The sequence below is a fragment of the Haloferax profundi genome (assembly GCF_001469865.1).
Lineage (GTDB): Archaea > Halobacteriota > Halobacteria > Halobacteriales > Haloferacaceae > Haloferax > Haloferax profundi.
In genome coordinates this window covers 13,883-27,523 of sequence record NZ_LOPV01000002.1, presented here as the reverse complement: position 1 = coordinate 27,523, position 13,641 = coordinate 13,883, and the positions used below count along the sequence as shown (strand labels likewise).

The 13,641-nt window shown below is 63.7% G+C and carries 13 protein-coding genes; 7 read left to right on the top strand and 6 right to left on the bottom strand.

What is annotated here, in order from left to right:
* From AUR66_RS00170 to AUR66_RS00140, 7 genes are all read left to right on the top strand, one after another.
* The coding region (locus tag AUR66_RS00170; RefSeq protein WP_197409637.1) for a methyl-accepting chemotaxis protein at positions 1 to 1,842 on the top strand (1,842 nt) is incomplete at its 5' end.
* A gap of 46 nt (positions 1,843 to 1,888) precedes the next feature.
* Complete coding sequence (locus AUR66_RS00165) at positions 1,889 to 2,392, top strand: chemotaxis protein CheW (RefSeq protein ID WP_058570517.1); 504 nt, start codon at positions 1,889 to 1,891, stop codon at positions 2,390 to 2,392.
* A 66-nt stretch (positions 2,393 to 2,458) separates the two neighbouring features.
* Entirely contained in the window at positions 2,459 to 2,836 is a 378-nt protein-coding gene (locus AUR66_RS00160; protein WP_058570516.1) for a response regulator, read from the top strand.
* Positions 2,837 to 2,891: 55 nt separating this feature from the next.
* On the top strand, positions 2,892 to 6,080 hold the full coding sequence (locus tag AUR66_RS00155; RefSeq protein WP_058570515.1) for an ATP-binding protein: 3,189 nt from the start codon (positions 2,892 to 2,894) through the stop codon (positions 6,078 to 6,080).
* Positions 6,081 to 6,085: 5 nt separating this feature from the next.
* Positions 6,086 to 6,730: a chemotaxis protein CheC gene (locus tag AUR66_RS00150; protein ID WP_157532941.1), complete on the top strand. Its 645-nt coding sequence runs from the start codon at positions 6,086 to 6,088 to the stop codon at positions 6,728 to 6,730.
* Complete coding sequence (locus tag AUR66_RS00145; protein WP_082682078.1) at positions 6,727 to 8,025, top strand: chemotaxis protein CheC; 1,299 nt, start codon at positions 6,727 to 6,729, stop codon at positions 8,023 to 8,025. Before AUR66_RS00150 ends, AUR66_RS00145 begins: the two co-directional genes overlap by 4 nt.
* The gene (locus AUR66_RS00140) at positions 8,022 to 8,540 is read left to right on the top strand and encodes a hypothetical protein (protein ID WP_058570513.1); all 519 of its coding nucleotides are present in this window, start codon (positions 8,022 to 8,024) and stop codon (positions 8,538 to 8,540) included. The genes AUR66_RS00145 and AUR66_RS00140 overlap by 4 nt, the downstream gene beginning before the upstream one ends.
* Before the next feature lie 72 nt (positions 8,541 to 8,612).
* On the opposite strand, the gene AUR66_RS00135 is transcribed toward AUR66_RS00140, so the two are convergent.
* The 6 genes from AUR66_RS00135 to AUR66_RS00110 form a co-directional block, all read right to left on the bottom strand.
* Positions 8,613 to 9,071, bottom strand: a complete 459-nt coding sequence (locus AUR66_RS00135) for an OsmC family protein (protein WP_058570512.1) — start codon at positions 9,069 to 9,071, stop codon at positions 8,613 to 8,615.
* 93 nt (positions 9,072 to 9,164) lie between these two features.
* Positions 9,165 to 9,728, bottom strand: a complete 564-nt coding sequence (locus AUR66_RS00130) for a hypothetical protein (protein WP_058570511.1) — start codon at positions 9,726 to 9,728, stop codon at positions 9,165 to 9,167.
* A complete protein-coding gene (locus tag AUR66_RS00125) occupies positions 9,725 to 10,498 on the bottom strand; it encodes a nucleotide-binding protein (RefSeq protein ID WP_058570510.1) in 774 nt (257 codons plus the stop codon). Before AUR66_RS00125 ends, AUR66_RS00130 begins: the two co-directional genes overlap by 4 nt.
* 282 nt (positions 10,499 to 10,780) lie before the next feature.
* Positions 10,781 to 11,794 carry a pyridoxal phosphate-dependent aminotransferase gene (locus AUR66_RS00120; protein WP_058570509.1) on the bottom strand — a complete coding sequence of 338 codons (1,014 nt, stop codon included), beginning with the start codon at positions 11,792 to 11,794 and terminating at the stop codon, positions 10,781 to 10,783.
* A 98-nt stretch (positions 11,795 to 11,892) separates the two neighbouring features.
* Positions 11,893 to 12,633 (bottom strand): adenosylcobinamide amidohydrolase, encoded by a 741-nt coding sequence (locus AUR66_RS00115; RefSeq protein WP_058570508.1) that lies wholly within the window; start codon positions 12,631 to 12,633, stop codon positions 11,893 to 11,895.
* Positions 12,626 to 13,636: a threonine-phosphate decarboxylase gene (locus tag AUR66_RS00110; protein WP_058570507.1), complete on the bottom strand. Its 1,011-nt coding sequence runs from the start codon at positions 13,634 to 13,636 to the stop codon at positions 12,626 to 12,628. The genes AUR66_RS00115 and AUR66_RS00110 overlap by 8 nt, the downstream gene beginning before the upstream one ends.
* Positions 13,637 to 13,641: the final 5 nt, after the last annotated feature.

Genomic DNA, 13,641 nt, shown 5'->3' with positions numbered 1-13,641 from the left:
GGACGACTGTCGGCGTCGATTGCGTCACTCCGCGACACCGTCCAAGAGCGACTCGAGCAGACGACGTCGGACCGTGAACGGGTCGAGAACAAACTCCGCACAGTCGAAGGAGTCGCAGACCACTACAGCGACGACCTCGAAGCGGCACTCGACGATCCGACCGTCCGACTCGATACGACAGCGCCGAACGAGGCGATGGCAGACCTCGCCGTGGCGACGAACGACGTTCTGGCGGCGCGCAAAGAAGACGCAGACGAACTCGAAGCACTCCGCGGACAACTGGACGCAGTCCAGGCCGAACGCGACAGACTGGACACCGAGAACCAGCAGTTGCAGGCGATGGCGATGGAGTACGCCGGGGTTCTCGAGAAGTGTGCCGAGGGCGACCTCTCTCAACGCATGGACGAAGACGTAGAGAACGAGGTTGCCTCCAGATTCGCCGCACAGTTCAACGAGATGATGACCGAGTTCGAGAAGACGACGGTCGAAGCCGAGAACTTCGCGAAGGAAGTCGCGACCCTGAGCAACGAAGTCACCGTGAGCGCTCGCGAAGTTCGAGAAGGGAGCGAGCAAGTCTCTGGCAGTCTCCACAGTATCTCCGGAGTCGCAGAGACGCAGTACGACAACCTCGAATCCGTCGCTATCGACATGAGCAACCTCTCTGCGACCATCGAGGAGATCGACGACTCGTCGAGCGACGTGGCAGACATCGCCCAACAGACGGTCGAAACGGGCCGCGAAGGGCGAGAGGCCGCCACCGAGGCGATCAAGGGGATGAAAGAGATCGAACAGGAGTCCGTCGACACGGTCGAAGAGATCGAACGACTGGAGTCCGAAGTCCAGCAAATCGACGACCTCATCGACTTCATCCGGGAGATTGCAGAGCAGACCAACATGCTGGCGCTGAACGCCAACATCGAGGCGTCCCGCGCAGGCGAGTCCGGACAGGGATTCGCCGTCGTCGCCCGCGAAATCAAGGAACTCGCAGAGGGGACCAAGGACGCCGCAGCAGACATCGAGACGCGACTCGAAGAGATTCAGTCGCAGACCTCCGAGACGGTCGAGGAAGTGCGCGACACGCGAGAGCAAATCGCCCAACACACCGACTCTGTCGAGAACGCTGCGGAGGCACTCAACCAAATCGCCGAGAACGCACAGGAAACCAACACTGGTGTGCAGGAGATTAGTTCGGTGACGAGTCAGCAGGCGGACGCGACGCAAGCAGTCCTCTCGGCGGTCGACGACGCGACCGAAATCAGCGCCGAGACGGTCGAAGAAGCGAGTGCCGCGGCGACTGGCGCCGAAGAGCAAACCCGCGCACTGAGCGCAGTGTCGGACAGTGCGAGTGCGCTGGCATCGCAGGCGAGCAGGCTGAACGAGACGCTCGCCGAGTTCGAGACCGAGATGGCCGTCACGCTGGAGACCGAGGAAGACGCACCCGACGGCAGCGACGAAGCCTACGAAGATGCACAGTCCCTCGACGGCGAATCGACCGACTCTGTCGCTGACGCGCCCGACGAACCAGCGGACGACGTGGAGTCCGACGCGCAGGACCCTCTCGCCGACCCTGTCGAAGATGAGGTGGTCGACGACGCACCCGTGCCACAGGAAGACGGCGCCGACGGCGACGCCGACGCATTCGACCCGTTAGGTGGAGACCCGGTCGACGAAATCCCAGAACCGGACGAATCCACGTTCGCGTTCGACGGGGAACCCGGTGACGACATCGCCTTCGACGAAATCGCCGGCGAAGTCCCCGAGGCCGAGGACGGTGACGCAGAAGCAGACGACGAGAGTGAAGCAGAGACGCAGGAGTCACCAGTAGACAACACCACAGAGTGATGATGCATTCAACGACCGCGTACCGCTGCTCGCAGAGGGGGAGACGATGAGCGAGCAGTCGGTCGACATCGACGAGGGCGACACCGTCGCCCCCGAGTCTGTCATCGAGTTCCTCGAGTTTCGTCTCGACGGAAACCGGTACGCACTGGAGTTGGGACGGGTCGGTCAGGTCATCTGGAGACCGGCGACCACTCGTGTCCCGAACGCCCCAGCGGGCATCTATGGGTCGGCGACCGTCGAAGGCGACGTGGCAGTCGCCGTCGACACGTACGCCGTGGTCGGATGCGACCGACCGTTCGCCGACCCAGAGGACGCGTACCTCGTTCTCTTGGACCGTCACGACACGCCGCAACTCGTCGGCCTCCTCGTCGAGGCAGTCGACGGTATCGAACGGCACCACGTCGACACGGTCTCACCACCGGACGAGGGGAGCGCGCCACTCGACGACCGCTGGTTCAGGGCGACGATTGGTGACGACGAGACACCCGACATCCACGTCTTCGATAGCCACCAACTCCTCGCCGCCATCCACCCACTGGAAGCACGATAACACGACCGAGAAACCACACACAGACAGATGATCACAACCGAACCGAGGTTCACGTAGGACGCACACATGTCAATCGGGATTCTAATCGTCGACGACTCAAGCTACATGCGAAGCAGGCTGAAGAGCGCGCTCGACGATGACACGTACGAAATCGTCGACGAAGCACAGAACGGCGCGTGGGCAGTCCAGAAGTACAAAGAACACGGCGACGACATCGACATCGTCTTGATGGACATCGTGATGCGCAAGGCGAACGGTGTGAAGGCGACTGCCGCCATCAAGCACCTCGACAAAGACGCCCGCGTCATCATGTGTACGAGCGTCGGACAGCGCAAGAAGATGGAACTCGCTGCCAGGGCAGGTGCAGACGGGTACATCACGAAACCGTTCGACGACGACGAAATCGTCCGCGCGATAGAGAGTATCCTCGCCGACGAATCATGAGACACACAGAGGCACCGCCCACGACGACTGTCGTCAGTACTCGCGGGAGGCCACCGTGAGCCGAAACGACGAATTCGTCCGCGAGACGCGGGCGTCCGTGCGACAACTGACGAATGGACTCGTCGAGCTCGAACGCGACGGGGGTAGTCGGGAACTGGTCGACGACTTGTTCCGGACGGCACACACGCTGAAGGGCAACTGCGGGATGGCCGGCCTCGACGGTGCGGGCCGACTCGCCCACGCAGTCGAAGATTTCCTGAGCGGCCTCCGCGACGGGTCGTTGACGCCGAATCCCGACCTGATAGACGCGTCACTCGCGGCAGTCGACGATATCGACGCGATACTGAGCGAGTGGCACGAAGGAGGCGAAATCGAGACCGACCCCGAATCGACCGTCTCCACGTTCAGGTCGGAGATGCAACGGTACCGAGACCAACCGGGGACCAACGACCCGATGTCGGCACAGGGCGCAGACCCGGAGCCGATTCCCGACCCACCCACCGACGAGTTCGACCAGACGGTGGTCGACGCACTCGAATCCGCGAGTGGGTTCGACGACCTCGAAGGGTTGCTGGCCGAGATGGACGACCCGGACGACGGGACACCGGACGAACAGTCCCGCTGGGGTACGTTCGACCAGCGCGGCGCTTCCCGGGACGAACCGGAAGCGTTGGGTCCATCGTCCGGGCCGATGGACGACTTCGACGCCATCAAGAGCGGCGTCGAGACGGACGACGTCTCCTCGCTCGACGACGAACTCGTCGATACCGAGTTCGGAGAGTTCGACGACGACGACGAACTCTCGATTCAAGACCTCATCGAGGGTGAAGTCGCCGGCCCCGACGTCGAAGACGAAGACGAGGACCCCCAGCCGGAATCTGTCGCACACGACGACCAATCGGTCGACCCGTCGGACACCACAGACACCGACAGCAGAAACGACGCAATCCGCCCCGAGGACTTCGGCTACGAACCGGCCACTGCGTCCGACAGCGACGCCGAGTCGACAGGCGGGAAGGGCCAGACGGCGGGCGAGCACGCACCGGGAGAGACGGCGGACGAACCAGCAGGTGTGACCGCCGACAGTTCCGACGCGGCGAACCCGTTCGAAGGTGCCGACGTCGTCGACCCCGACGAACCAGTGGCAGACGAGGGAGAAGTGACCGCGAGCGAGGTTCGAGACGACGACACCGAAATCTCGTTCCCCGACGGCAAGACGTTCGGACCCGGCGGCGAGGAGTCGTCGGTCGCTGACGACCCAGCACCCGAAGTCACTGCTGACGACGATTCGACCACGCAGTCGGACGACGAGTCCGCAGAACAACCGGACGCCGAGGCCGCAGAACAACCGGACGACGGACCTGCGTCCCCATCCGAGTCCGGCGACGGCGAACTGGACCTCTCTGAAGAGTTCGCAGACGACGGACTTGACCTGCCGGACGAGTTCTCGGACGACGACCTGAGTTTCGACGACGACGACGACGCAGATGCGTTCTCGGACGACGACCTCGGTCTCACCGAGGCACTCGACGAAGACGGCCTGTCCGAGGAATTCGCAGACGCAACCGGAGTCGCTGCCGACCACGGTGACGAAAGCGTCGAAGAGCAACCAGACGAGTTCGACGACGGCCTCGACCTTCCCGAGGACTTCCTGAGTGGCGGAACCGAACTCGACGACGATGGTCGAGTGACCGCAGACTCGTCCGATTCGGCCGCCGACACCGGTCTGTCGGTCGACCCCGAGGGGGACGAGGTAAGCCTCCCCGACGTCGACCTGCCGGACATCGACCTGCCAGACGTGGACGAACTCTCCGGAGAGTCCTTCGCTGGTGAGTTCGACGGCGACTCGGTCGCCGACGTGTCGTTCGAACGCGACGAACACACGATGGCGTTCGAATCCCGCTTCGCCGAACGGTTCGGTGGAAGCGTCGGTGACGACAAAGTCCAACTCGTCCAGGTCGCGTCGGCGACGATAGAAGAGAGCAGTCTCGACGCCGCCAGATACCAGTCGAGTGGAACCGCGTCGTACCCACCAGACTTCGGCGAGACGCGCGAGAGCGACGAGATTCAGTCGCTCACGGTCGACGTACAGAACGCAGACTCGCTGTTGAACCTCGTCGAAGAACTCTCGCTGACGCAACTGCGTATCAAGCAGTCCGACGGTGACGACATCGACGACCACCTGTCGGTGATGGACTCGGTGACGTCCGAACTCCGGCGCACGGTCATGGACCTCCGTCTGATGCCGCTTTCGACGGTCACCGACGGCCTTCCGCGCGTCGTCCGCGACATCGCTCGCGCCCAAGACAAGCGAGTCGCCTTCGACGTGTCCGACGAGGGTGTTGACCTCGACCGGAGTATCGTCGAGAAACTCGGCGACCCACTCGTCCACCTCGTCCGCAACGCGGTCGACCACGGTATCGAACCACCGGACGAACGCGTCCAACAGGGCAAGCCACGCGAAGGAACAATCGAACTCCGCGCGCGGCGTGACCGTGAACGCGTCGTCATCGAAGTCGAAGACGACGGCCGAGGTATCAGCGCCGAGCGAGTCCGTCAGCAGGCCATCGACCGCGACATCATCTCCCGTGAACGGGCCGAGCGACTCTCACTCGACGAGGTGTACGACCTCGTCTTCGAACCCGGCTTTTCGACCACCGACGAGGTGACAGACGTCAGTGGCCGTGGTGTCGGGATGGACGCCGTCAGGCGGACCGTCAACTCACTGGACGGAACCGTCGACCTGAAGAGCGAACCGGGGTCGGGAACCACCGTCCGCGTGCGCCTCCCGGTATCGGTCGCCGTCGCGAAGATGCTCTTCGTCGACGTCGGACCCGAGCAGTACGCGGTTCCGGCGAACGTCGTCGACGACGTCGAAGTCGTAGACGAGGCCGACCTCCCGGGCGATGGGACGGTCGGCATCGAGTGGCCCGACCACGTCGCAGACTACCCCGAACACATCCCACTGCTCCGCCTCGGTGAAGAACTGAGTGTCGGAGACGAGACTGGCGCCACCGACAGCAGAGACACCGACGACGGCGAACGCAGCACCGGGAAACGCGTCCTCGTCCGACTGGACCCGGAGACGCGAAACGCTGCCCTCCTCTGTGACGGGGTGGACGACGCACGCGAAGTCGTCGTCAAGCCGTACGAGAAACTGCTCGGCGACGTGCCCGGAATCAGCGGGGCGACGATGAGTGGGGATGGGACACTGGTGAACATCGTAGACGTAACAACACTATGACAGAGATGAATCAATCAACGACGGGACAGCACCGAATCGACATCGAAAAGCTCGGCGTCTTGAACTATCTCGGCGAGTTGGGCGTCACCGGTGTCGAATCTCGACTCGGGAAACTGGCCGGCAAGTCCACCGCCGTCCGCTCCGAAGTCGTCAAAAACGGGTTCGTCGACGAGGACAGCGTCGACCTGGCGTTCCCGTCGGAGAAGCGACTCGGCGTCAGAGTCGGCCTCAACGGCGTTCCCCACGGGTGCATCCTCGTGTTGTTCCCGCCAACGAGTGCGAAACGTGCCGTCCGAATGATGCTCGCAGACACCAACGAGGACGTGGCCGACGTGTCGAACGACATGGCGGTCAGTTCCATCGTCGAACTCGGTGGAATGGTCGCGAACGGGTTCCTCGACGCGCTTGCAGACACGTTCGACCAGCACATCGCGACGTGGCCGCCGGTCACGCGAAATAGCCAACTGCCACAGATTATCGAGCGAGCAGTCACCGACGAAGACGACAGAGGCCTCTACCTCGAGACGAAGTTCCACATCACGAGCCACGACATCGACGTCGAACTCTACTTGTTCCCGGAGAACGAGGTGTTCGTCGAGATTCTGAACCGCCTCGACGTGGACGCAGTCGCCGCGGGGGTCGAGTCGTGAAGTTAAACGTCAACGCACTCGGCACGTTCTACGAGATGGCCCGCGAGGGTGCCGGACTCGCCGCGACGCGCCTGAACTCCATGTCGGAGTTCGATAGCCGCGTGAAAGTCACCCGACTGCACTTCACGCACCGCTCTGAGATTCGCAACGAACTCGACGACGGCGGCGAGAAAGTCGGGATTCGCGTCACCATGGACGGCGAACTCTCGGGGACCTCTCTCTTGTTGTTCGACCACGAGAGCGCACTCTCGGTGGCCGGCACACTCGTCGACGACGTGGACGACGAAGCGACCAACGAACTGGCGACGAGCGCCATCGTCGAACTCTGTCACATCATGAACAGTGGATTCGTCGACGGGTGGGCCGACGTGTTGCAGGCGGAAATCGACGTCTCCGCCCCGGAGTACGTCATCGGTGACACGGCGACGGCGTTCATCGACGAGGACGAGTTCACCAACATGCACGAGGAGTTGGCACTCGTCTTCCAGAGTCAAATCGAGACGACCGGGACCGAATTCGGGTTCGAACACTACCTCATTCCCGAACACGACTCTATCTCTCGTCTCTTCGAGACGCAGACGGACGACGAGGGAATCGAGTACGAGAAACTCGCCGGGTTCGACCAGATGGCCCAACACGGTGCGACCCGCGTCGCCGAGAACCTCACGCGGATGACGAACATCGAGATGGGCGTCGACATCCGCCGTATCAACTTCATCTCGCTCGACGCCATCCCCGAGACGGTTCCGAACGAACCACTCGTCAGCGTCGCGTTCAGTTTCAGCGGGACGCTCGGCGGGTACCTCCTGTTCCTGTTCGACCCGAAGTCGGCGAACGAACTCGTCGCCGCCACTGTGGGCGAATCTCCCGGCGGCGGCCTCGGTGCCTTCGAGCAGGACGCCATCAAAGAGTTGAGCAACGTCATGACGAGTGGCCTCCTCGACGGGTGGGCGAACATGCTCGACGCGACCATCGACCACTCGACGCCTGCCTACTCTCACGACATGGGTGCCGCAGTCGTCGACCCACTCATCGTCGGTCTGAGCGAGGTCCAGGAGTTCGCGTTCGTCTTCGACACGCGCATCCACGCCGTCGACAGGGAGTTCGACGTCGACATCTACGCGATACCCGACGAGTCGGACCTCGAAGCGGCACTGGACCGACTCGACGCCCGACGCATCGACGAGTCGCTGGAACACGACGTCGAAGAGACCGAGTTCGAAGCCCGGGAGTTCGACGCCGACCTGGTCGAAGAGATTGCTGCGGGGACGTTCGAGGAGGTCGAAGACCTGTGAAGACGTTCGATTTCGGCGACGACGAGGCGGAGTCGACTCGCGAAGAACGTCTCGTCGGTGTCTCTGGATATCACGTCACGAGCGAGGGCGAGACGCTCATCGCCTACGGCCTCGGCGCGTGTATCGCCATCGCACTCTGGGATACCGACAGCACGGTCGGAGCACTCGCACACACACTCTTGCCACGGCAGGACAAGGGTCTCGGCGCGTCCTCGGGGAAGTACGTCGACGCCGCCATCCAGACGATGCTCCGCGAGATGGTCGAAGCGGGTGCTGGCTACTCGACTATCGAAGCGCGACTCGTCGGCGGCGCGGATATCTTCGAACTCAAAGCGCTCGGTAAGGGTGTCGGCACGAAGAACGTCGCCGTCGCCCGCGAGGAACTCGACCGCCTCGACGTTCCCATCGTCGCCGAAGCGACTGGTGGCGAACACGGTCGAACCGTCGAGTTCGACACCGCGACCGGTCGACTCGAAGTCACCACCGCACACGCTGACGACGTGGAAGTGCTGTAGCGGGAATCTGCTACCTGCACGCAAAACGAGTGGTGGAAGGAGGGTGTTTGTCGGTCGGTTCGTGTGACGCACTCACTGGAACGTAAACGAGAGTGCGAGCGGAGTGCCGTTGGTGAGGTTGTCGCTCACCGGGCAGCGTTCTTCGACCGTCGAGAGCCACGTTTGGATGGTCTCGTCGGACGCGTCGACGTCGGCCGAGATGTCGACACGAATCTCTTCGTAGCCTGCACGGTGTTCGTCGCTCATCCCCATGAACTTCGCAGGGTCGAGATCACCCGCGATGTTGATTTCGAGGTCACGTACGTCGAGGTCCATCTCGCGGGCGACCTGGTGGGCGGTGACGTTCATGCACCCGGCGAGTGCGCCGAGGAGGTACTCGACGGGGTTCGGGCCGACGTCGGTCCCACCGAGTGTGGCGGGTTCGTCGACGACGAACTCGAAGTCACGGGTCGAGATACGGGTCTTGGTGTGGCTCTCTGCCTGTGCGCTGATGTCGAAAGTGAGGATTCGAGACTGAGTTTCTGTGGACATATTTCAAAATTCACTCGCTACAGTATTAATCCCGAATAGCGCTTCTCAAGCTCCGAGAAGCGTGTTAGTGACTGTCTGGCCCATCGAGTGGCGCTACTCCCCGAACGCAGAATCGGACTGGTCGGTGAGGACGTCGTCGAGGCCCCACTCTTCGGCCCGGGCACGCGCCTCTTCTCTGGCCTCGGAGCGAATCGCCTCGATAGCCTCGGCGTCGGCGAGGAACGCCTCGACAGAACTCTGGTCGCGTCCCTCTGCACGGCGGGATTCGGGCGCTTCCGCCGTGGTTCGCTCGGCCAGCCGCTCGTCGCCAGCGAGGGTGCGTGCCGGTTCGCCCGGTGGGACCCGAAACTCGACAGTCTCGTGTGCCTCTGCGAGCGCGTCGGCGTCGACGGCGTGGACCGTGACTCGGTTCGGGCCGGTGACGGCGAATCCGTCTAAGCCATCTCGCCCCCCACAGTCTCGTTCGGTGTCGTACGCGAGCACCGGGATGCCGTCTTCGAAGGTGACGACTCCCCTCGTCGCTTCGCCGAGGAGGAGTGCATCCTGCGGTTCGAAGACGACGTATCCCGTGAGGCGCTCGTCGAGGACCGTTTCGAGTACCTCGCTCGGGTCGTCGACGACGCGTGACCTGAGAAGTGCGCCGCGCGGAATCCTCATACGCGGTCGGGGACGACGGCGCGCTTGAATCGCTCTGCGACGTCTCGGCCGTCGCCGTCGCGCACGTCCAATCGTGCTGCTGCCTCGCGAAAGGCGTCTGCCGCCGCATCGTCCGGCGCGTGTGCCAACAGGGGTTCACCGGCCCGGCGGGCGGCCCGGACGGCGTCACTCTCAGGGACCGACGCGAGGGTCTGTCCCCCGAAGTAGCGACTCGCCTGTTCGGCGATTCGGTCGACGTCCTCGTCCGGTCGGACGCGGTTGAACACGACACCTGCCGTGTCGGTCCCGTACGAGTGGGCGTACTCCTGTACCTTCAGGCCGTCCGAGAGTGACGGCACCGTCGGTTGCAACACGACGACGATTCGGTCGGCGAGCACGATTGGTAAGACCGCACTCTTCGACCCGAGGGCGGCAGGCGAGTCGAGCAAGAGCACGTCGGTGTCGCGAGCGAGTTCGGCGACCACGTCGCGGAGTCGCGTCGGGTCTGCCGCTTCGAACGCGGCGAGACTCGTTCCACAGGGGACGACGGACATCCCGAACCGCTCGTAGACGGCGTCTTCGACGCTGGCGTCTCGGTCTTCGACGAGCAAGTCGTGGAGTGTCACGTCGGCGTCGTCCAGACCGGCGTGAAACAGCAGGTTCGCCATCCCCGTGTCGGCGTCGATGACGGTCACGTCGTACTCCTCGGCGAGCGCCATCCCCAGCGCGAGCGTACTCGTCGTCTTTCCCGTGCCGCCTTTCCCACTGGCGACGGCGAACGCCTCGACCATATCACCACGTGCCCGTCGTCTTCGCATAAGTGTTCGGAAGGGTGGTGTACGTGCGCCGACGAATCCAGACTCGTTTGGGAACAACAGTTATTGTTGTCGAGATAGGTCAAACAAACAGAAACCAATGACTTCGATTGCCATCGGAACGTTGTCTTTTGTGGTCGATGGGTCGACACTCGCCGTCTACGCGACGCTCGCAACCATCGCGTTCATCGTCTACCTGAATCTGTAGCGGGTGCATGTGCGCCCAGTCGGGCGAGAATCGTGGGCCGACTCGCCTCGTCAGACTGCTTCGGCGAGTGCGTCGAGGAGGCCGTCGTTCTCGTGGGGACGACGGACGTTTACGCGAACGTGGGAGTCGAGGCCTCGATAGTACCGTGCGTCTCGGACCGCGTATCCCCGTCTTCTGGTCTCTTCGAGGACTCGGTCGACGTCGTCCGCCCGGAACAAGACGAGCGAACTGTCGGCCGGGTACACGTCGTAGCCGAGCGCTTCGAGTTCCGCGACCATCCGGGGTCGCTCTCGGGCGATTCGGTCGCGCGTCTCTTCGAGGAACGCCTCCTGTTTGAGGCAGTAGGTCGCCGCCTCGACGGCCGGTGCCGACAGTACCCACGTACACCGGGCACGAGTGAGTTTGTCACGGAGTTCGCCCGTCGCGGCGGCGAATCCTGCCCTGAGCGACGGGACGCCGAAGACGTTGGTCACCGAGTGGAGCGTGATGACACCGTCGAGGCCGGCGGTACTCGGCAGGCGGGTGAATCCGAGGAACGACTCGTCGACGAGCAGTGGCGTGTCGACAGACTGGCACTCGTCGACGAACGACCGGAGGTCCGGCGTCGGGTACGCCGACCCCATCGGGTTGCTCGGGTGACTGAGAATCACTGCGGCGTGTTCGTCAGGGTCGACGTCGTCCAGGATTCGGTCGTGCGGCACGTGAACGGGTTCACCACCTTGGAGACGGATTTCACGCGCGTACTCGCCACAGCAGGGTGCAGGAATCGCGACGGTGTCGCCGGGAGAGACAGTCACACCGATTGCGAGTCTGAGACCTTCGATGACGCCTGCTGACGGGACGATTTGGTCTGGGTCGCATCCGACGTACTCGGCAGCGGCGACCCGAAACTCCGAGTAGTCGTCCAGTGAGTAGCGGCGGGACGTCGAAAACGCCGACTCGTAGATACTGGCGAGACCGGGAGGTCGTTCTGGGTTCGAACCCAGACTGAAGTCTACGAGCGTGTGGTCTGCGGTCCCGCCGTGCGTAACGGGGTCGACGTCGGGTACCGAACCGGGGTCCATAGTCTCTTGCTAGATACGAACGATATTCAATTCTTCTTAATAGACCTGTTATGTGTCGGTGATGATTTCCGGGTATATCGACTCACGTCCCACCGATTTCAAATTCGCGAGACGTGCGCCCTGTCGTCGGCGACGACCCCGTACTGCGCCGAGTCGACATCTCGTGGAATCGACACTGTTGCGTATCGCGAATCGAGACTCGCCAGAAGCGCGTCACGGACACAGACGCGCGCTGCGTGCCCGACTGGGGTCGCACTTCCAGAGAACGACTCCACCTCGCCAGCAGGGTCGGAGGCGGCGATTACGGCATCTGTCGTCGTCCCCGGCGACCCACACCGCGACAGTAACGTCGCGGCCTTCGCTTCGGCGGCAACCGCGACGAGATTCGCCAGTGCACCCGGTTCCAGTGCCCGCGTCGTCCCGACGACGACGTTTACCGTGCCGAGGTGGCCGTCGTCGCTCGGGGACGACGGCCGATTCGTCTCTTCGAGCGTGCCTTCCTCACTAGTGTCTGCGTCTTCCGACTCGAACTCCATCGGCAGCGCCGCCGGGTTGGACACGCCAGCAGTGACGATAGCCTCGACCGGTCCGAAACGGGCGCGCCGGGCGTGCTGTTGTTCGACGCCCGTCAGCAGTGTTGGGCCCGTCTCTTCGAACCCTGCATCGGTGCGCCGACGCTCGATGTAGGCGTCGAGGTCGGTCTCTGGCCACCCATCGGGGACGGTCACGTTGTAGGCGACGGGGCCGTGTGACTCCCCGCCGGCGTATCCCGTCGAAAGCCATCGCGTCTCGGGGCGATAGATTCGGCAGACGCCGTCGCGCTGTGTCGCCTCAAACATCGGCGAGTGCGCGGAGGAGTTCGTCGTTCTCCTCGGGGCGTTTCACGGCGACGCGAACGTGCGAGTCGAGCCTCGGGAACGTCGTCGCGTCGCGGATGGCGACGCCGCGTTCGCGGGCCGCCTCGACCACCGAATCCACGTCGCGGTCACCCACGTCCAACAGGAGGTAGGGCGCGTCTGACGGGGACACGCCGAACCGCTCCGACAGCGACTCGGCGAGACGCACTCGTTCGCGTTCGACACGGCCGCGGGTGTCTTCGACGAACGCGGTCTGTCGCATGCAGAAGGTGCCGACTCGTGCTGCGGGTGTCGAAAGCGACCACGAGCGCCGAGCGACGGCGAGTCGCTCACCGAGGTCACCGGTTGCGACGGCGAATCCCGCGCGAATACCGGGGAGGCCGAACATCTTGGTCAGCGAGCGAGCGACGACCACGCCGGGTTCGCCCGCGAGACTCGGTGCGTCGGTGAAGTCGAGGAACGCCTCATCCACGACGAGTACGGTCCCGACGTCGCGGCATCGGGCCGCGAAGGCACGGAGACGGTCTATACCCGCGAGTTCGCCCGTCGGGTTGTTGGGTGTACAGACGACTGCAACCTCGTGTGGTTCCGGGTCGGCGTCGAGAATCCCGTCGTGTCCGACGGCGACCGGGTCGGCCCCTTGCAGTCGAATCTCGCGGTCGTACTCGCCGAAACTCGGTTCGGGGACGAGCGCCGTATCGCCGGGGGAAAGCGTGACCTCGAAGGCGAGTCGGAGCGCTTCGAGTCCACCGGCGGTCGGGACCACCGAGTCGGCGTCGCAGTCGACGTAGTCCGCCGCCGCCGCGCGAAAGTCGCCGTAGTCGTCGTCGGGGTACCGTGTCGAGGCCGCGAGTGCGTCAGCGTACACGGCTTCCACGCCGTCCGGCCGGTCGGAGTTGGTGTTCGCACTGAAGTCCAGCACCGTCTCGTCTGTCGTTCCGCCGTGAGGAACGCGTGCCGTCCGTGCGACGGACTCAGGGTCCATGCTCT

Excerpts from the sequence above, each read along its gene's own strand:
- AUR66_RS00125 (WP_058570510.1), bottom strand. The coding sequence starts at position 10,498 with ATGGTCGAGGCGTTCGCCGTCGCCAGTGGGAAAGGCGGCACGGGAAAG.
- AUR66_RS00135 (WP_058570512.1), bottom strand. The coding sequence starts at position 9,071 with ATGTCCACAGAAACTCAGTCTCGAATCCTCACTTTCGACATCAGCGCA.
- AUR66_RS00115 (WP_058570508.1), bottom strand. The coding sequence starts at position 12,633 with ATGTTTGAGGCGACACAGCGCGACGGCGTCTGCCGAATCTATCGCCCC.
- AUR66_RS00120 (WP_058570509.1), bottom strand. The coding sequence starts at position 11,794 with ATGGACCCCGGTTCGGTACCCGACGTCGACCCCGTTACGCACGGCGGG.
- AUR66_RS00150 (WP_157532941.1), top strand. The coding sequence starts at position 6,086 with ATGAATCAATCAACGACGGGACAGCACCGAATCGACATCGAAAAGCTC.
- AUR66_RS00130 (WP_058570511.1), bottom strand. The coding sequence starts at position 9,728 with ATGAGGATTCCGCGCGGCGCACTTCTCAGGTCACGCGTCGTCGACGAC.
- AUR66_RS00160 (WP_058570516.1), top strand. The coding sequence starts at position 2,459 with ATGTCAATCGGGATTCTAATCGTCGACGACTCAAGCTACATGCGAAGC.
- AUR66_RS00165 (WP_058570517.1), top strand. The coding sequence starts at position 1,889 with ATGAGCGAGCAGTCGGTCGACATCGACGAGGGCGACACCGTCGCCCCC.
- AUR66_RS00110 (WP_058570507.1), bottom strand. The coding sequence starts at position 13,636 with ATGGACCCTGAGTCCGTCGCACGGACGGCACGCGTTCCTCACGGCGGA.